The sequence below is a fragment of the Bacillus sp. EB V-12 genome (assembly GCF_056158125.1).
In genome coordinates this window covers 13,911-31,913 of sequence record NZ_JBUXJL010000019.1, presented here as the reverse complement: position 1 = coordinate 31,913, position 18,003 = coordinate 13,911, and the positions used below count along the sequence as shown (strand labels likewise).

18 protein-coding genes are annotated in these 18,003 nt (G+C 34.6%); 1 reads left to right on the top strand and 17 read right to left on the bottom strand.

From position 1 onward, the window contains the following. Positions 1-28: 28 nt before the first annotated feature. The 9 genes from ACZDYH_RS28405 to cpaB all read right to left on the bottom strand — a co-directional run bounded on the left by ACZDYH_RS28405 (position 29) and on the right by cpaB (position 6,439). Entirely contained in the window at positions 29-634 is a 606-nt protein-coding gene (locus ACZDYH_RS28405) for a WxL domain-containing protein (protein WP_088021305.1), read from the bottom strand. Between the two features lie 72 nt (positions 635-706). After that, entirely contained in the window at positions 707-913 is a 207-nt protein-coding gene (locus ACZDYH_RS28400; RefSeq protein ID WP_017762535.1) for a hypothetical protein, read from the bottom strand. Positions 914-985: 72 nt separating this feature from the next. Beyond that, positions 986-1,189, bottom strand: coding sequence for a hypothetical protein (locus ACZDYH_RS28395; protein ID WP_000879962.1), 204 nt, complete (start codon positions 1,187-1,189; stop codon positions 986-988). A gap of 66 nt (positions 1,190-1,255) precedes the next feature. Next, on the bottom strand, positions 1,256-1,459 hold the full coding sequence (locus ACZDYH_RS28390) for a hypothetical protein (RefSeq protein WP_086405623.1): 204 nt from the start codon (positions 1,457-1,459) through the stop codon (positions 1,256-1,258). A gap of 41 nt (positions 1,460-1,500) precedes the next feature. Then, positions 1,501-2,367 carry a hypothetical protein gene (locus tag ACZDYH_RS28385; RefSeq protein WP_016083178.1) on the bottom strand — a complete coding sequence of 289 codons (867 nt, stop codon included), beginning with the start codon at positions 2,365-2,367 and terminating at the stop codon, positions 1,501-1,503. A 1-nt stretch (position 2,368) separates the two neighbouring features. After that, positions 2,369-3,301, bottom strand: coding sequence for a type II secretion system F family protein (locus tag ACZDYH_RS28380; RefSeq protein ID WP_474887747.1), 933 nt, complete (start codon positions 3,299-3,301; stop codon positions 2,369-2,371). Next, on the bottom strand, positions 3,294-4,727 hold the full coding sequence (locus tag ACZDYH_RS28375) for a TadA family conjugal transfer-associated ATPase (protein WP_000264602.1): 1,434 nt from the start codon (positions 4,725-4,727) through the stop codon (positions 3,294-3,296). Before ACZDYH_RS28375 ends, ACZDYH_RS28380 begins: the two co-directional genes overlap by 8 nt. 16 nt (positions 4,728-4,743) lie before the next feature. Next, positions 4,744-5,562 carry an AAA family ATPase gene (locus ACZDYH_RS28370; RefSeq protein ID WP_172852332.1) on the bottom strand — a complete coding sequence of 273 codons (819 nt, stop codon included), beginning with the start codon at positions 5,560-5,562 and terminating at the stop codon, positions 4,744-4,746. Between the two features lie 16 nt (positions 5,563-5,578). Continuing rightward, a complete protein-coding gene (gene cpaB, locus ACZDYH_RS28365; RefSeq protein ID WP_474887744.1) occupies positions 5,579-6,439 on the bottom strand; it encodes a Flp pilus assembly protein CpaB in 861 nt (286 codons plus the stop codon). A gap of 374 nt (positions 6,440-6,813) precedes the next feature. Between cpaB and ACZDYH_RS28360 the strand changes: the two genes are divergently transcribed. After that, positions 6,814-6,999, top strand: a complete 186-nt coding sequence (locus ACZDYH_RS28360) for a hypothetical protein (protein ID WP_000353169.1) — start codon at positions 6,814-6,816, stop codon at positions 6,997-6,999. Positions 7,000-7,185: 186 nt separating this feature from the next. Here the strand turns inward: ACZDYH_RS28360 and ACZDYH_RS28355 are convergent, their stop codons facing one another. The 8 genes from ACZDYH_RS28355 to ACZDYH_RS28320 all read right to left on the bottom strand — a co-directional run bounded on the left by ACZDYH_RS28355 (position 7,186) and on the right by ACZDYH_RS28320 (position 17,051). Further along, positions 7,186-7,347 carry a hypothetical protein gene (locus ACZDYH_RS28355; RefSeq protein WP_000358430.1) on the bottom strand — a complete coding sequence of 54 codons (162 nt, stop codon included), beginning with the start codon at positions 7,345-7,347 and terminating at the stop codon, positions 7,186-7,188. A 130-nt stretch (positions 7,348-7,477) separates the two neighbouring features. Beyond that, positions 7,478-9,829 carry a hypothetical protein gene (locus ACZDYH_RS28350; RefSeq protein ID WP_474887742.1) on the bottom strand — a complete coding sequence of 784 codons (2,352 nt, stop codon included), beginning with the start codon at positions 9,827-9,829 and terminating at the stop codon, positions 7,478-7,480. Between the two features lie 137 nt (positions 9,830-9,966). Continuing rightward, positions 9,967-11,364, bottom strand: a complete 1,398-nt coding sequence (locus tag ACZDYH_RS28345; protein ID WP_474887740.1) for an S-layer homology domain-containing protein — start codon at positions 11,362-11,364, stop codon at positions 9,967-9,969. A gap of 254 nt (positions 11,365-11,618) precedes the next feature. Then, positions 11,619-12,014 (bottom strand): DUF4320 family protein, encoded by a 396-nt coding sequence (locus tag ACZDYH_RS28340; RefSeq protein ID WP_044798381.1) that lies wholly within the window; start codon positions 12,012-12,014, stop codon positions 11,619-11,621. Positions 12,015-12,038: 24 nt separating this feature from the next. Further along, positions 12,039-12,488 (bottom strand): DUF5411 family protein, encoded by a 450-nt coding sequence (locus ACZDYH_RS28335; RefSeq protein WP_474887737.1) that lies wholly within the window; start codon positions 12,486-12,488, stop codon positions 12,039-12,041. Between the two features lie 16 nt (positions 12,489-12,504). Beyond that, the gene (locus tag ACZDYH_RS28330) at positions 12,505-14,004 is read right to left on the bottom strand and encodes a hypothetical protein (RefSeq protein ID WP_474887736.1); all 1,500 of its coding nucleotides are present in this window, start codon (positions 14,002-14,004) and stop codon (positions 12,505-12,507) included. Between the two features lie 19 nt (positions 14,005-14,023). Further along, on the bottom strand, positions 14,024-14,977 hold the full coding sequence (locus tag ACZDYH_RS28325; RefSeq protein ID WP_001002944.1) for a hypothetical protein: 954 nt from the start codon (positions 14,975-14,977) through the stop codon (positions 14,024-14,026). Positions 14,978-15,935: 958 nt separating this feature from the next. Then, the gene (locus ACZDYH_RS28320) at positions 15,936-17,051 is read right to left on the bottom strand and encodes an RNA-guided endonuclease InsQ/TnpB family protein (RefSeq protein ID WP_033673640.1); all 1,116 of its coding nucleotides are present in this window, start codon (positions 17,049-17,051) and stop codon (positions 15,936-15,938) included. Positions 17,052-18,003 lie beyond the last annotated feature (952 nt).

Genomic DNA, 18,003 nt, shown 5'->3' with positions numbered 1-18,003 from the left:
TGATTCCCTTCTGTATAATAATTTTCTTTTAAGGTCCTGTTACAATAGAATATGTCAGTTTTGACTCATATGAGGTAGCACCAGCTTTATTCTCAACATACGTACTATGCGGATTTAAAGTTAAAGCTAGGGACTTATCATGGAAACTAACATTATATTTACCCATACCCTCATCTTTTTTCGCACTTAAAATCGTAACTTGATTATCTGTGTCTATAATATAGTTAGTTGTTTTAAACTCCGGATTTGGTGAACTTGTCCCTCCTACTTTTGTAATAGCAGCACCACCACTATTCAAGACTAAGGAACCCTTTGGAAGTGTTCGATTTGATTTTGCATCTCCACTTACTTTAAATTGATCTGCTTTTACATTGATTCTCCAACCATTCCCTGAACCAGTTGCATCTGTCACTGTTAGCACACCAGGATTTGCATGTGTCACTTGCGTTTCTCCACTTAGCGTTACGGCGTTAAAGTTACTAATTGGTGTAACGGCAATATTATGTTCGCCACCTGTTATACTTTGATTTAGTTTTGTATCAGCTGTTGTTGCTGCACTTGCAGGTGTACCCATTAGTGACATGCCAAGGGCCAATGTTGCTAATGAGGGAATCATTACTTTACTGAATCTCATCATAATACCTCCTTATGTTTTAAAAGGAGGGAGCTATATGAAACACGCCCCCTCTTATTTTCAATCCAAAACTTATTTGTTGTTCCAAGAATCTACATCTGCATTGCTTGATGCTTTTGTGAATCGTGCCAGGATCGTATCATAACCACCTTGAATTGCTTTCCATACGAACGGGCCAATTACTAATACGATGATCACCGCTAACGCGATTAACATACCGTTTTCTGATGATAATTGTGAGTCTTCATTTTTTAACCAACTTTTCATTTTTGCTAACATTTCATTTCGTCTCCTTTATATATCGATTTTAAGAATCTACTAAAATTAGAACTTATCTATTTAAATCTTTAATTACTTATTCCAAGAATTTACGTCTGCATTGCTTGATGCTTTTGTGAATCGTGCCAGGATTGTATCATAACCACCTTGGATTGCCTTCCATACAAATGGGCCGATGACTAATACGATAATCACCGCCAGAGCAATTAACATACCGTTTTCTGATGATAACTGTGAATCCTCATTTTTTAACCAACTCTTCATTTTTGCTAACATGATTGAATCTCCCTTATCCATTTATTTGAGCTATACGTAATAAACATCGTTCATTTAAAACTTCTATTACTTGTTCCAAGAATTCACATCTGCATTGCTTGATGCTTTTGTAAATCGAGCTAGAATTGAGTCATAACCACCTTGGATTGCTTTCCATACAAACGGGCCAATTACTAATACGATAATCACCGCCAAAGCGATTAACATACCATTTTCTGATGATAATTGTGAGTCTTCATTTTTTAACCAATTCTTCATTTTCGTTAACATATATTTTGCTCCTTTACCTATTCCATTTTTGATAATATCTTCTATAAACTTGCAAATCCTTGCATTAAAGATTGAATAACAATCACCATTGGATAAATCACAATACATCCAATAACTGCGACATTAAATTTATTCATTTCCATTGGTTTATTTTGAATGAGACGGTTATAGTTCTCATGTTTTAACTCACGCATCATTTTAATCTGTGCGTCCATAATACGAAGACTCTGTACCTTGTCCGTTTTTTGTGCTTGTTGCAATGCAATCGTAAAGGTATTTACTTCTGGACTATTTAAGGCTGCTGCAAAGTTTCGAAATGGTTGATCCGATCCTGCATACATTTCTAATTCCGCTGTAAGTGTAGATACATACGGACGAAGATGTCTTCCGGCATATATTTGCGCCTTTTTTACTGCTTCTAATGTTGTATGTGTTTTTAACAACTGCAGCATAGGAATTAGATACTCTGGTAATTCGAACTTCCTAGCTTCTATCGCCTGCTTGATTCTTCTCTTTAATAGATAATCAGGATAGAAATAAAGCAGCGGTGAAATTAAAACACCCACTTTAAATAAGTAGTAATCATGGAACACCGTACATATCAAGAAAACAGAGGTGAAAATGATGGGATATGCAACCTTCATTTTTAAATATTCTTCAGGTTTCGTATCCAGGCCAGCTTCTTCTAATTTTTTCTGAATCTGCTCTTTCTTTTCTTCTGTCAGGTACTTATGTGATAACGACTGGAAGGGAGCGAGCATCATTTGATTTAAATTCTTCTTTTCAATTCGTTTTGCATTTTCTACATAGTTTGCAAGTAAGCTACCGCTGTCTTTTTTACTTTGTAGAAAGGTAGAGAATACCCAATACATGACAACGAATACCACTACAGCTAAAATCGTAGCCACCTTATTCCCCTCTTTCTGTTGGGTTATAATTTGCAATCTTTTCTACACGGGTTGCTAAGAAAAAGACAATGAACATATTTACCGCTAACGCGATTTTCCCCATCATAGAACCTGCTAAAAATCCATATGCTTCTTTTGACATCAACATAATAACAATTGGCATGGCGATAACGATTAAGCAGTTCTGTACAAAAGCACGTTGTGCTTGCGACAAACTAGAACGCAATCTTGCCAGGTATAGTTTTTGTTTTTCAAAATCTTCTGCAATATCTAGTAGGACTTGTACTGAATTTGTTCCACCTTCTCGACTGCACACTTCCAACATTTCATGGAAGAAAACCAATTCTCTAAAGCTAAACGTTTCATTGAATCCTCTAAATGCACGATGCATTGTGGTTCCACCTTCTAATAAAAGAGAAACTTTTTCTATTTCTTCTTGAATGCTTTCATGCATCATTGGTTTCACCTGAACTAACACCCGTTTTGCATTGTTACTAATTTGAAGTGCATTTGCTACTGCTTTCATATAGATAGAAAGACGGTCAATGACAACCAAGTAGTAACGTTTTTTTCTTCGATAGAGAAGAAACCTTGGAACTAAAAACCCAGATAAAACGGTAATCAGCGTAAAAGGATCTCTACCAAAAGAAAAATAGAATACTGCTGCAATACTCATCCCAGAAAGAATCGTATATATCCAGTACATACTCTTTGTCAATTTCCATTCGTACTTTTGAGCTTCTTGGATAACGGATTGTGGTAGATACATTCGTATCCCTTTAATATTTCTTAATTCCAAGCGCCTTTCTTCTTTCTCGTTTTCTTGTACAAATTGAGAGAGAGCAGAACCCTTAGATTTTGTAAAAAGTAAAACGAGCAATCCAACACTAATAAAGATTAAAAATATACATCCATAAGCCAATAAACTATGCATACTGCACCTCCTGTTGTGAAAGGAATGATGCATAAAGAGCTGGATTTACAGTAGAAGAACGGAATTTCTTCTCCATTTCAGCTGACATCTTGGCTGTAATGATATGATCTCCATGAATCTTTCCTACTCTTTCATTCATTTCATCATATTCCTCACCCGAAGGGATAAATTGAGAAAGCTGATTGAACTGTATATCATCTTGATAATCCAATAACTCAATCATCTCTGTAATATAGCGATTTCCATCATCTTTCTTTTCTAAAAAGACAATCACATCAAATGTCTGTGAGATTAATTCATATAAATACTGGGCATCGATATTCGCACCACTTTGCAGACACATGAGCATTAAACGTCTAACTGCTTCTTTTGCACTTCTTGCATGGACAGAGGTGAAACCAGGATGTCCTGTTTGGAAGAAGTTAATCATTTTTAACGCTTCTTTCCCCCTCGATTCCCCTACAATTAATCGCTTTGGTCCTTGACGTAAAGCATTTGTTAACAATCTATCAAAGTCGATTGCATTTTCTTCTACTTCCGATGCCCTACATTGCATCGGAACAAAATGATGTTCCGGAAAAATGCGATGCAAATATAATTCAGGGTTATCTTCTACTACAAGAGTACGTTCTTTTTTCTTTCCTTTCGGAATGTGAGAAGCAAGATATTTCATAAACTCTGATTTTCCGGTACCTGTAGCTCCAGCAACTAAAATATTCATTTTGGCTTTCACGGCGGCAGCCAAAAAGTCCAACATCTCTTTTGACGCTTGATTGGTAGATAACATCCGCTCTTCAGAAGCACGAAGGTGATCCGCATTCTTACGAATCGTTATTGTTGTTCCGAGTCCCCCAAGTTCATCTAACGCAATATTGATACGTATATATGGAAATACACAGTCCACATACGGCTTTGCTGTATTTAATGACTCTGATGTACTGTTTACCATCTTATAAGCTAGAGCTTTTACTTCTTCTTCCGTCTCAAATCGGTAAGGAAATGTACATTCTCCCTCTCCAATTTTTTCGTAAATGATTTCTTTTGTGCCATTGATATAAATATCCGTTACATCCTTATCTTCTTTTAAAGGTTCTATAATCCCAAACCCCACAATTTCGTCACACACCATATTTAGTAACTGTTCAGAAGGTACCTCTGAAATGACAACCTGATTACTCAATAAAAAGCTTTTAATGATTTGTTCTACAGCTGCTCTCTTTTCTTTATTCATAAAGGATTCACTTAGGATATCACGATGGTCTTTTACTAAAAATGCACGAATTTCATCTGTTATATCTTTAATTTGTTGAGCTGTAGTTGTTCCTAACTTTCGAGCTGATTTAGAACGAATCATGTAACCAAAGTGATATAAATCCACTCGATTTCGCTTTAAGGCGATTTGTTTTTCCTGTAAATAGCCCCACATACTCCTTGACCCCCTTTTAATTTCGTAAACCAAAGAGACCCTTTTTCATAGAGGATTGCTGGGATGGAATACCAAGACCAGCTGCTTCCATAATGTGATGGACCTTTGTATTAATTTGCGGGGAACCAAATTGCATCCCCCATTCGTAACTCGTACGATCTCTGTCATACGGAATTGTCACCGCAATTTTTTGAGAAGAAAGCTTTTCAATATCTTCTACATAATTCTCATCTGCCATATTTAGCACATGAATCATTCGAGGTAATGTTAGCTTTGCATTTTCTATTAATTGTAATTCTCGCTTAATTGCTATTGCACCACGAGGGTTGCCATTTAGCACATGAACAACAAGGTCTGATTGATATAGGATCGGATAACTTAGCACCTCGGATAATTCAGTTGGTACCGATAGAATGATGTAGTCATATTCTGTATCTACAAGTGATTCGATAAATGTCGTTACAAACAATTCTTTGTTTTGAATCTCTGGGAATTGAGCCAAACTATAACCTGATGGAAATACCAGAAAATCCATCTTATCGTGCAATTTTTGCATCAATCTTGGATTCACTTTTTTCTCTAACAAATCTTGCTTGGTACAAATATACTGCGAAAGATTATATTCATTTTCTTTTCTTACGAGCTCTAGCATGTTTTTACTCTCATGGCTAAGACCAGTTCCAACCGCAAAACTTGGTCTTACTTGGTCCGCTTCTACATAAAGCACCTTTTTCTCTAGATGAGCTAACTCATTTGCCATCGTAATACTTAACGTACTTTTTCCTACGTTCTCATTTGTGGCATAAAAGGCAATGATTTTTACCTGCCGATCCATCCTAAAAACTCCTTTCTTACTTAGATTCGTTCAGATACTGCGCTACATACTCTTTTACATTTTTAGAAATTGGATTGGTCGAATGCTTCTCTATATAGTCTAAAATGTTCTTTTGATCAGATATTTGCGAGAATCCTTCAGCTGGTTCTAGTTCTTTCCCTGTTTGTTCTACTTTTTGTCCGACTGCAACAGGAATTACATCTCCAAGTGTTTTTGCACGATTTAAGTATTGAAGCTGTTCAGGTGAAACAGCCAGTGTATATAATCGCGTTACCTTTGGCTTTTGTTTTCCTTCTTGTTCCTCTTTTGATTCTTTCTTTTCTAATACAAATGCATCTTCTGTATTGCTATCTTTTGCAGCAGTCACACGTACACGTTGGAAAAGACCACCGAATACAACCTTCTCATTCTCTCCGTCTTTCACAACTTGTTTGAAATACAAGTCCACATAGGTATTAGGAATGATACTATTACCTGAACTTGTTTCCAAATCAACGAGTAACGGGAATGCAACTTCTCCATCTTTCAAATTTAAAATTGCAGAGTCAGCTAATTCCTCTTTCTTTACTACTTTATTTTTAAAAAGATAGCTATTTTCGGTGATGGGCTGCCCATCATTTGTCCACTTACCTATAACCTCTTTTTTACTTAAGTGTAATGCATTTGGAGGAATCCCATCACCAGGTAATGTTCGTTCCACTAGCATTTCTTCTTTAATCTCTGTATGCGCAGGTATATCCTTTGCTGCTACCACAACTTTCGTTGGTTTTACTGCATTTTCGACTGCGAAATGATTGTACCCATAGATACCCGCTACTGTTGCAGCAGCTAAACCTACCGCAGCAATCTGCTTCTTTTGAAACTTAGATGGCTTCAATGTTTATATTCCTCCTTATGTAGCCTTTAAACGCAAAAAAAGGACACACCTATGGCATAATGCGCCTTAGGTGTGTCCTTTTAGCTAATCTAAAGTCTATATGAAAATGTTGGATTTGGTTTCTTTAATATTACAATTTCAATATTATGATATATGGAGTTTCATGTCAATCATTTCTAAAAAAAATATTATTTTTGCCATTTCAAAACTCTGACACGAAAACTCAAAAATCCTTAAAAACGTTGTCATATCAAGGTTTTTAAGCTATTAACCCACACTCAAATATGGTATAATGAATATAATGTAACTGAATATTTTAGGGTGGTCGGTTGCTTTCCTTTCTCTTTTATTTTATGGAGAAAGGAGGTGACAATATGGACATTCTTTTCATGATAGCAATTGAAATTCTGAAAGTAATTGCTAGAGAAGTCGCTGTGTTTTTTGCAAAACATATAGGAAAATACCTATCAACGTTTTGGAAAAAAAGACAAAAAAAGCGACGAAAAACGAAAAGAACCACCCAACGCCGCAAACGTACTTGGTGGTTCAATAAAAAATAACTAAATTTTTAGTAACCAACCACCTTGCGGTAGCAGTTACATATGGCGAAGTGTTACCAGCACTTCGTCTTCTTTAGTTTATGCAAAAACTATTATTATAATACTTCTACACATATTATAACATCAACTATAGTACATGTCATGCAGATTTATCCACGATAGTAAGTAAAAGAGACAAGATTATTATTAAAACGAAATCAACTTCGTTCCTGTTTCAAAATACTTTGCAGGAGCATAACTCTTCCCATTCCGATCCTGAAATTCGCTTCCAATGTATAGCGATACAATTATTGCGACAACCCCCATAATAATCACACGTCTAACACGTTGTTTTTTCTTTTTATCCACTCTAATTTCCCCTTTCTATGAAAAAAAGGCACATCCCATTAAGGGATGTGCCTTTGGTTTATCCATTCAGCTACTAGTTAAGATGGATATATTATTGTGTCGACTCACCTAATTATACTATATTTTATGTTTATTTCCCAGTCTTCATGTAATACCAATCCGTCAGTTTATGAAGTAGTTCCTCTTTCCCTACCCAGTTCCATCCTACTCCACTTCCTCCAGGGAATGGATCATCAGGAAATACTCTTCTTTTTATGAAATCATCGTACGCAACACCCTTAATCTCTACTTGCCCAGTTAAACATAAACTCATTTCATTGATACCTGCTGGAGCTGTTTCTACATTAAAGGTATATACACCGTCTTTTGTCTTTAGTGGTGAATACCATTTTTGGCCACCATCAATGATTTTCTCTTGTCCATCCCAATATAAAGACTTAGTAGGTCTTTTACTATCAAAAACATGTCCTGTTGCTTCAGATAAATACATATTTTTAGGTAGGAACTTCGCTGTATTATCTTTAAGTTCTATCTTCTCTAAATCTTGAGTATCCTTTAATCCTTCGTCTGCAAATGGATATTGTGCCTTAGCAGCAGCAAATACACCAGGGTAATTTGCATTCCATTCATTTTTATATTTTCCGTTTACTTCATACGAAAATCCATAACCAGAATGCAGCTTAGAAGGAGCTAAATTATCAATACTCCCTGTCAAAGTTTCATAATACATTTTCCCAACTATATCTTCTTTTGATACACGTTCACTTACTGTTTCTACTACACCTTTTACACTCGTTACACCACACATTGCCTTTTCTTTTGAAGGCTCATAGATTGCTGTTTTAATAGGATTATTTTTGTACGTAATTTCTTCGATGTCTATACGATTACCAGCAGGGTTAATTTCCGCTTGAATTGTTCCTTTACCTTTATGTTGCCATTCAAGGTTCAGGGTTTTCTTTTCTCCCTCAGTTAATCTTACCTTTTGTAAAGCTACTTGTTGTCCGTTATGTTTTAACACAACTACTGTTTCAGGATTCGTATATTTTTCTTCTAATACATCTAACTTTTTAATTTTATTCTTCTCTTTTTCTAACTTCTGTCTTGCATTATCTAGCTTACTTGCCGCACTATCTAGTTTATTTTCTTCCCAAGAGCAGTCTCTATCATAAAAGTGATCCTTTCCCTCGGCATCTACTTCATGAATTGGATTACGGCGACAATAACTTAGACTAGATTGAGCGCTATCTCTTTCCGATTCAGAGCTATTTACTTCTTGTTGAGACTTATTAATATTGTTGTTTACCTTTTCTCTATATTGGTCACGTTCTGGTTTAAAATTGTCACGTGATACATCTATTCTTGTTTTTATATTCTTTCCTTCTCTTGCTGTTTCTCCTTCGATTCTGTCACTAGAAAAATCAATTTTATATTTAAAGTCTTCTTCATCGCCTGGATCTGGGTTAGGTGTTACTTCAGTACCACAGTTATCATCTATAGTGAAATCAACAGTTTTCTCGTTTGATTCCCTCTGAACAGCATCAAGAACTTTAATTTTCGCAGTATATCGGCCACACATTTGTGGCTGCCACTTTAATTCTTCTGACTTAAATTCCCCTGCATCACCTTCATTTGGTTTTTGATTATCTTTTTGTGGATTTGAACGTAAATAATTTTCTTGATGATGCACAGTTTCGCCATCTTTTGTAATATCTAACAGCCATTTAACTCGGTTCCGTTCTCCAGCAGCTGATTGATATGGATTTACTGTTGTCCCATTCGGATCTCTATCGTTATATCCTTTTCCCTTGCTGACATATTCAAAACCGTTAAACGCAAATTTCACAGGTACATCTTTTTTTCCACTCATAACTTTAAAATCAATTATCTTAGGCTTACTTGTACGTACATACCACAAGCTATACCTATTCACACTATCTACACCACCAGCTCCTGCATAACCACCAGAAAGGTAAGCTATATCCCTAATCCAATAAAACTTTCCTAATGTAACATTAGGACCATTAAATTTTTTAATATCATGTTTCTTCAAATTCCCCAAAACAAAATTGGGTTCTCCCCAATACTTATCTTTAATAACAGTTTTCGTAACTTGTTCAACTTCTGTTACCATTCGATCCCCAACAACAACTGCACTGTTAATGTACCCATCATTTGAAATTCGAACATAAGGATCCGATGTATCTTCATTTTGGACTAGATTTTCCCATGGATTTCCCCAATTGAAAGAGCCATTGTAAACGGCAGGAAAATGTAAGTCAGCTTTATAATTGAACTCTTTTGATTTATAGCCACTACCCGGTCTAAGCAAATTACCGCTTAATTGCAATTCATCAGATTTTAAAATCGAATTTTTACTGCCATCAAAAAATGGTATGTCATTATTCGCCGCACTTGCAACTGATGGTAATGCCAACATTAATGATGCGCAAGTCAATAATAATCCTTTTCTCATTTTCATAAAATCCTCCTTAAACGCAAAAAAAGGACAAACCTGTACCTTGGTAAGGTACGTAAGGTTTGTCCTTTACGTATTTATTATTATATTAAACTTATATAATTATACAATATTCAACTCGACCTGTAAATACTAAATGATTATTTAGGCTCTACTTCTACATACATCATGTGATCTGCTGTAGAATGGCCTACACGAATTTTATATTTACCTTTTTCATAGTTATTAATTGATTGAGCATCTACACTTTCCTGAATTTCTTTATCTAAAACTAAATCAGAATTTAACATGGTAACCCATTTTTTAGTTAACTCAATAGTGGCTTCATTATTATCTAAGAAAATAATTTTAAAATCGTTTTCATTATTTGCATCAATATAAACTTGCGCACCAATTGTACCTGCTGGCAAGTACATATTTTTATCAAGGATTCTAATAGTTCCATTTAAATCTGCATATTTAAGGTTAGTACCAAATTTACTATTTACACTCTTAATAATGTTTTGCGCTTGTGTAGAAATGGATTTTTGAGAAATTGGATTATCCATAGCAATCGGATTATAAACTACATCATCTGTAGTTAAAACTTTGTCTAAACTCGTTGGTAAATTAGTTTCTGGTTTTGTTTCTGGTTTTGGATCTGGCTTCACTTCTGGTTTTTCCTCTGGTTTTGTTTCAGGTTTTGGATCTGGCTTCACTTCTGGTTTTTCTTCTGGTTTCGTTTCAGGTTTTGGATCCGGCTTCACTTCTGGCTTTTCTTCTGGTTTTGTTTCTGGTTTTGGATCTGGCTTCACTTCTGGTTTTTCTTCTGGTTTCGTTTCAGGTTTTGGATCTGGCTTCACTTCTGGCTTTTCTTCTGGTTTTGTTTCAGGTTTTGGATCTGGCTTCACTTCTGGTTTAGTCTCTTTTTCTACTGCATTAATAGAGTTATATAAGAACTGACTATACGCTTCACGTGTTACAAACATTTTTGGAGAATACATATTATCTCCTGTACCAATTGTAACCCCATTTTCCTCTAATGCACTAATTGCACCGTAAGACCAAGAATTTTTATCAACATCTGCAAATTTTGTTGTTTTCGTTGCCTTAAATTTAAAAGCATTTGTAAGCACTTGTGCCATTTGTTCACGAGTTAAAATATCATCTGGACCATACTTCCCATCACCAAATCCATTGACAAGTCCTGCTTTAGCAAGTGCTAAGATTTCTTTTTCAAACAAGTGTCCTTTAATATCTGTAAATGGATTTTTGAAACTAGCATCTGCATCTGCGGGTTTAACGTACATATAAATCATACGAGCAACTTGCCCACGAGTTACATTGTCACCAAAACCAAAGATATTATTTCCGTAACCTTGTACTACTTTACGATTTGTTAAATCATAAATTGCTTTCGTAGACCAGTGATTTGCTGGAACATCACTGAATTTTAGTGAATCTGTTTTATCAGCCTTAGCGGTAAATGCTCCTGCTCCTAGTAATGATGTACCCATAATTGTTAATGCTGTTGCTGTTTTTAAAAATTTGTTTGCCATTGTTTGTTCCTCCAAATATATTAGTTTTTTCATAGATTCCTTTATTGTACCTAATTTAAACATAAAATCCAGATAATTTAACATATAAATTTATTAATTAACTTTTTTATAACCGCTTTTCCAAATGGGAAATATAACCATATAGAAATAAGCTTGTAAAGTATTTTTATATTTTTATTTATAAATATATTTTTCTAGCAAAAAAACTATACTTTTCAGCATAGTCTTTTATAGTACAAGTCTTAGAATTTTCATTATTTAAAATACACTTGTCCCAATCCATCTTTACTCGCCCATATCGGAGCCTTTATGCCATCTACCCCAATCAGCTTAAATATGAAGAAATGGTGTTCTGCTTTCACCTTAAAAGAAAGAGGTTGACTATGATCAATGCGTCCCTTTGTATACTCATACTTCCAGCCATCCATCTTTTCTTCTTTCATTCTTTTCTCTATCCCAGGGACTAAATCCACCCTTTTTCCATTGTAATCATATTGAAATCCACCCTTATTCTCTGCGATTTCAACCATATCAGAAGCAAAGTTATGTGCTTTCACTAACTGTATTCCATACAAAACACCTTCGGGTAAAAGGCTGATTAATAATAAAGAAAGTGTAAGGAATAGAGCTGTAGTTACTGTATTTTGCATTCTTAATGCACCTACTCTTTTTCTTTATTTTACGTTACCACCTAATTGTTCTTCTTTTGCATTTGCATCGTAGATAATAATACTTCTTGCTTTACTCTTTATTGTTTCTTTTTTCTCATCAAATTGCTTAAAATAGCTAGCAGCTTCTGCATCACCTTCGACAGCAATCATTGCTGGTTTCTCCTGTACATCATGGACAGTAAAGTTACGTTTTGAAGCAGGATCTTTAAAATCCGCATTATCGTTATACGCTTTTTCAAACTCTTTTTTCGCTTTTTCTGGATCAATAGCTATTTCTTCTTCTGCACGCAGAGTACCTACTTTTACAGACTTAGCCAAAGCTATCTCGCCTCCCCTTTCTAAAGACGATTTATTATCAGTATGTGTTGTACCTCCAATCACCATATCAGTTACAAAGAATAGACAACCTACAAATAACAACAACATACTTGCTGCAATAATAAACTTTTGCATCCCTCTTCATCCTCCTTTAACTTTCAGACTTTCGAAATCGAAATCCACTTAAAATGGAACTTTTCTTTTGGTTCAATAATTGATTTGGTAGCAGTAGCTCAGCTATTCCCTTCAGTATTCCTTCTAGCTCTTTATAATAATTCCGACTAGATAGTAACGCACTGCTATTCAGTTGAGATTCAAACACATCCTCAACATCATATGGTGGTAAAGCAGTTAATACCTTATCTCCAAAACATTCCTCTACTACTTCATGCCTTAAAAGTGCAGGAGAAAACTTATTCCCAATGATCCTCGCTTTCTCTAAAGCTAAATAAGAAACTAACTTTCTTTCTTTTTGTGTAAGAGGATGCGCAATCTTTAGCAATTGATGCAAATCTGGTTCCACTACAAAGAATATGTAATCTGCCATTTCACATATCTCATGGTATAAATCTTTATCCCAATCGCTCCCTGCATCAATAATAGATATAGGTGCTTCTTGGTTGGCCAATAAAACCTTAATAAAATGATCAAAGTCTTGCTCTGTCTCGTTTTTCAGCTCTTGGTCCACTATAGGATTCTTTACGATATAATTTATTCTTCCTTGCTTCCATTTTGGAATTGATAATATATCAGATTCCTTCTGTAGCATCTCTTTATACCGCTGCAACATAAATTCACTTCGATAATTTTCTGGTGCTTCTGTATATCCCTTTAATAAAGGATACGTATATCCATCATCATATAGATTCTCTATATAATTCACATCAATCTGTAGTTCATTTAAGTAAGCTGCTAAAAGATGTGAAACAAAAGTTGCACCACTTCTCCTGTTCATGCTGGCCACAACAATTGTTCTTCTCGGAATAGCAATACCGATTTGTTTTTCATATACCGGCTCAAAAGCAAATTTATACTGTTTTTTTATAATAGGTGATTTTGGCATCTCATCTGGAACAGACTTACGCTTTTGTTTGTTTTTAAATAGTTTGTTGGAATTAGAGGCAGGTTCACTGTTGCCGCCTTCCCCTAATTCACTTGATGCTTCCTCTTCTTCCTCATCAACAGGAACCTCAGGCAACTTTGTTTGTTGTGGTGCCTGACTTGCTCCTACAATTTCCGCTACATTTTTAATATCCGATTCCTGTAACAGCTGCGGGATTACTTTATTATCAATATCAATTTTACGAGAGTTAAAAATGTCATAAATACCTAAATAAATCAGTTTCGCCAAAAACTCATCATCATTTTCACGCTCTGTAAATACCACAATACGAATATCCCGATTAAAGCGAATATCCCTTAATTTCTGTAAGATAATCAATTCACGTTTCTCTTCATGTCCCGCATCAATATTTAATCGTTTGTCATTAATACATAGAATATTGGGCTGTTCCGTATCTAGAATTTCATCTAGATACTTGATGTGCATCACATCACTATCAGCTACTTCAAATCCCGCACCAATAAAATCCTCACGTAAATATGCCGTATATACAGTATCGCTAATAGCTAAAACGATTTTTTTTACCATAGTGAACCTCCTACAAACTCTAACGTTGGATTAAAATCATGTTTTCGATTGGAATTTGCGTCTGAAGATGAACCTTCCCAATAATCTCATTCAGAATATACTCCATTTCGACTTGTTCCATTGAACGTGGAGCCCCAAAATCAGAATTTAGTTTTAGTCGTATTTCTAATCGATCTTGTATCTCATGTAAAGGTGTATCAAGATAAAGAAAGCTGTGGTATAGAACACCATCTTCAATATTTTTTTGAATCATATCCTTTGTTTGATGAATAAATGTAACCTCAGCAACCTCAATAAAAGGATTATCAATGGTTACTTTGCTATTCCAATTTAAAGTCCAAATCTCACAATGCTCTTCCGCATGCACAACAACTCCGTTTACAGAAGGCGTAATTGAGAAGAAACGATCTACAGGAACTTTGGTTAATAAAGTGGTATCACCTTTCACTAATTCAAATCCTCTTTCTAATCGTTCATGTTCAAAAGCATATTCAGCACCACTATATGCAACTTCACAAAATACTTGTTCTAATAATGGACGAATTCCCTCATATGTTCGTATAGCAAACACACTAAATTCCTGTGTTTCATCTGTTCGAATGATTTCGTACAATTCATATTCGGATGCATTTGCTAGGGCAAAAGGAATGTCCTTTATAAAATTCGGATCAGTATATAAATTCTCAGGTATTTGTGTTTCAGGATGATGTATAAACTCTAGACATAATTGATACCCTTTTAAAAATGCATTCTTAACAGCTGCAGGGAATAGAGTTTCAAAACGCTTTACATTATTTTTAAACGTTTTTTCTTCAATTTCGTTATTAAATTCTCTTTCTTGTAATATATTTGCTTTATTTCCTAGTAATAAAAAGTAGTGATTAATAATGCAACTAATATTCTCCTCAAATGCTGCATTGCCCTCACAATACTTTGTAAATCTCTCTTTACTCATGTTTACAATTTCATTCATAGTTCAAATTCTCCCTTTTTTGATATTTATACAAAAAAAGACACACCGATGGCAGGTTATGTGCCTTCGGTGTGTCCGTTTAGCTAGAAATTAAATCTATTAATTTGTATATTTCTCTTAGTTAATTGTTGTTCACGTATAAGAATACCTCTATGAATTTTAAAAGTCAATAGATTAATTCCCCCCTTGGAAACTTATATTTATTCCTTCTTTCTATTTTTCTATGTATCTAATCTAAGAAAATACAAGTAATTAAATATAAATAATGACAAGTATTTTATATACAAACAATAAGAAATATATATAACTAAACTCAATTATTAATTATAAAGGGATTTAGCAAATACCTCTAAAGCCTTGTATTACATACGTTCCTTGCTATTAAGATAAATTCCCTATCGTAATATCCCCAATACAAACAAGCCTCCCATCATATAATTCACAAGTCTATAATAAAATAATTAAGATATTCACAAGTATTGAATTGAATTATAAACACACTGAATCGTATTTAAACGTAGCGTTAGCAGCTTATATACTTGCGTAAAAATGATCGTAGAAATATTTTCCTAAATAAAAAAGCATGTCTTCAAAATAAAGAACATGCCAAATAACCCTTGCTTTTAAGTGATTTTTTAACAAGGGCTGCTGTATTTATTTTTTGAAATTACATAAAGTCAGGATAAACACCATTTTGCTTATAATAATTTATCCTTGCATCGTGTCTTTCTTCTACAGATAAGCTTTTTTCTTTAAAATCCGTCCGTCAACACCCCCCCACTTAACGTCCTTTCGATCCGTTTGAAGTGGGGGCTTGCGTCTGTCAAAGTTCGACAGTGTCTCTACTCTCATAGAGCACAACTACGCTTGTTCCTACCCAGCAGTGCGAACAAGCATAGCCCTCCTGCCTTTGTGTGGTGGAACATAAGGACGGTTGACTTCGCCCCTACCACAAGAGTTATACTCCTGTGGTAACTGCACCAATATATTCAATCCCTTTTCGGTGTAGATTCATTGCACCAATACGGTCATCATTTGATTGATATTGACAATTTTTACACTTAAACGTGTGCAGTTTCTTATTTCGATTCGCTTTCTCTACGTGTCCACATTTAGGACAAGTTTGAGAAGTATATTTTGGATCTACAATAATTACCTTCTGTCCATTCATTTTGGCTTTGTATTCAAGCATTTGACGGAATTGATAGAAAGCCCAAGAAACAGAGATATAGCGATTTTTTACTCGCACTTTTTCAGTTGCAGAACGAACGCCCTTTAAATCTTCTAAAACAAATATCGTCCCTCTAGGGTATTTATCAATGAGTGCCTTTGTAATTCGATGGTTTACATCAGTTACATAACAGTTTTCTCTTGAACCAATTTGTTTTAGTTTTTTACGAGCAGATGGCGTTTGTTTCTTTTGTAATTGTTTACGAGTAGCTTTAAATGCACCACGTTTATGCTTTACGATTTTCCCGCTGTAAAACGTAGTTTTACCTTGACTATCATAGGTAGTTGCAAGAAAATTGATTCCTAAATCAATGCCGACAATGTTGTTAACATTAATATGATCAGGTTCGGGGAAGTCTTTTGTCATTGGAATGTGTAAGAACCACTTATTATACTTATTAACTAATTTAGCAGTACCAAATTTCCAAGTGCCATTGAAATACTTTTTCATGGCTTTACGCTCATAATTTAGCCTTAGACGACCATCCAGTGTATTCAAGCTAAATTGATTTTGGGTTAGAGAGTAGTCGCGGTTCCATACAAGGTCGTATTCTGGAAATTTAAATTCAATTAAGGACCATTCATTTCCATTTGACCTTGCCGATTTATAACGAGAAGTTACGGTTTTCATCACAGATTGAGCCATTTGGCTTTTTAATCCGAATAGACTGCGTAATTGTTTATAGTACAAATTGTTAAGTTTTACTTGATTTAGAGTTTTTGTTTCAAATATATATTTGGATAACCAGTTACAAGCCTTACGATAAGCGCTAGCTGTTATCTTTAGACTTTCAGCTTGCTTATCAGAAACATAGATTTGTATTTTTGCAGTGATTGTAGTGATTATATTCACCACCTTTTCCCTAAATTAACTATATCATTTTTTAGTGAAAGTGAATAATCAAAACAGAGAAAGGAGAAGGCAAGGTGGAAGTTTCAGATGAACTTTAAAGTTCTGTTGGGAAAAGCCATTTGCCTATGCATAATGTTGCTGACTCCTTTCAAAAGAGCAGAAAAAGGCACTGTCATACCACGGATACAAAATATTACTCATAAAAAAGTAGTATATGTATTATCACGGTAAACAATGCCTAAAAACACGCAAGAAATCCCCTTTTTATTGACTTTGTTTACCGCTGTCGTTTAGAAATTTCTTTTGGGATTTTGTGCGGTTTACCACAATGAAGTAGTTGGCGATATTTCATTAGGCTAATGAACCTTTTTCGCTTTATTATATTATATTATTTAATTTTACAAATATTTAATCATTAATAAATCTATATCTAGAAAAGTGTAAAATTATTAAAGTAACTACATCATATATAGTTTTTTTCATCGTTGCAAGGTGATTTTCTAAAAGTATGACCTTTGTTAAATGATTATTAATGAAAACTACCACTCAAACACCCCATTGAGCGACGCTCAATCAAAAGTCAACCCAATACAAGTGAGAATAACTTGAATATCCACTGACCAACCGCCTGATTACCGCTCAATTAACGAAAACATAGCAATTAAAGTGTGTAAATGGTGTTTTTTATTGTTCTCACACAAAACCACTCAATTAATCACCACTCACTTATATAAGAAAACTGATATTGTTTCAAATAGATTGAGCGGTGATTGAGTGGTTGATTTTATTATATTAAACGAATTCACAACCAGTTGATTAATCGCCAGTCAATCAATTCGTTATTTTAAGATGATTGATCAGTGAATGATTGAGTGGTTGTTTATGTATGCGAGTTTTAAAGAAAAACAAAGTATGAATTTCTAATAAAGCTGATTGGTTGGTA

What these genes read in the sequence shown, in the direction of transcription:
- ACZDYH_RS28380 (WP_474887747.1), bottom strand. Translation starts at nt 3,301, where the DNA reads ATGCATAGTTTATTGGCTTATGGATGTATATTTTTAATCTTTATTAGT.
- ACZDYH_RS28325 (WP_001002944.1), bottom strand. Translation starts at nt 14,977, where the DNA reads ATGAATGAAATTGTAAACATGAGTAAAGAGAGATTTACAAAGTATTGT.
- ACZDYH_RS28350 (WP_474887742.1), bottom strand. Translation starts at nt 9,829, where the DNA reads ATGAAAATGAGAAAAGGATTATTATTGACTTGCGCATCATTAATGTTG.
- ACZDYH_RS28345 (WP_474887740.1), bottom strand. Translation starts at nt 11,364, where the DNA reads ATGGCAAACAAATTTTTAAAAACAGCAACAGCATTAACAATTATGGGT.
- ACZDYH_RS28370 (WP_172852332.1), bottom strand. Translation starts at nt 5,562, where the DNA reads ATGGATCGGCAGGTAAAAATCATTGCCTTTTATGCCACAAATGAGAAC.
- ACZDYH_RS28390 (WP_086405623.1), bottom strand. Translation starts at nt 1,459, where the DNA reads ATGTTAACGAAAATGAAGAATTGGTTAAAAAATGAAGACTCACAATTA.
- ACZDYH_RS28335 (WP_474887737.1), bottom strand. Translation starts at nt 12,488, where the DNA reads ATGCAAAAGTTTATTATTGCAGCAAGTATGTTGTTGTTATTTGTAGGT.
- ACZDYH_RS28395 (WP_000879962.1), bottom strand. Translation starts at nt 1,189, where the DNA reads ATGTTAGCAAAAATGAAGAGTTGGTTAAAAAATGAGGATTCACAGTTA.
- ACZDYH_RS28340 (WP_044798381.1), bottom strand. Translation starts at nt 12,014, where the DNA reads ATGCAAAATACAGTAACTACAGCTCTATTCCTTACACTTTCTTTATTA.
- ACZDYH_RS28405 (WP_088021305.1), bottom strand. Translation starts at nt 634, where the DNA reads ATGAGATTCAGTAAAGTAATGATTCCCTCATTAGCAACATTGGCCCTT.
- ACZDYH_RS28400 (WP_017762535.1), bottom strand. Translation starts at nt 913, where the DNA reads ATGTTAGCAAAAATGAAAAGTTGGTTAAAAAATGAAGACTCACAATTA.
- ACZDYH_RS28330 (WP_474887736.1), bottom strand. Translation starts at nt 14,004, where the DNA reads ATGGTAAAAAAAATCGTTTTAGCTATTAGCGATACTGTATATACGGCA.
- ACZDYH_RS28360 (WP_000353169.1), top strand. Translation starts at nt 6,814, where the DNA reads ATGGACATTCTTTTCATGATAGCAATTGAAATTCTGAAAGTAATTGCT.
- ACZDYH_RS28375 (WP_000264602.1), bottom strand. Translation starts at nt 4,727, where the DNA reads ATGTGGGGCTATTTACAGGAAAAACAAATCGCCTTAAAGCGAAATCGA.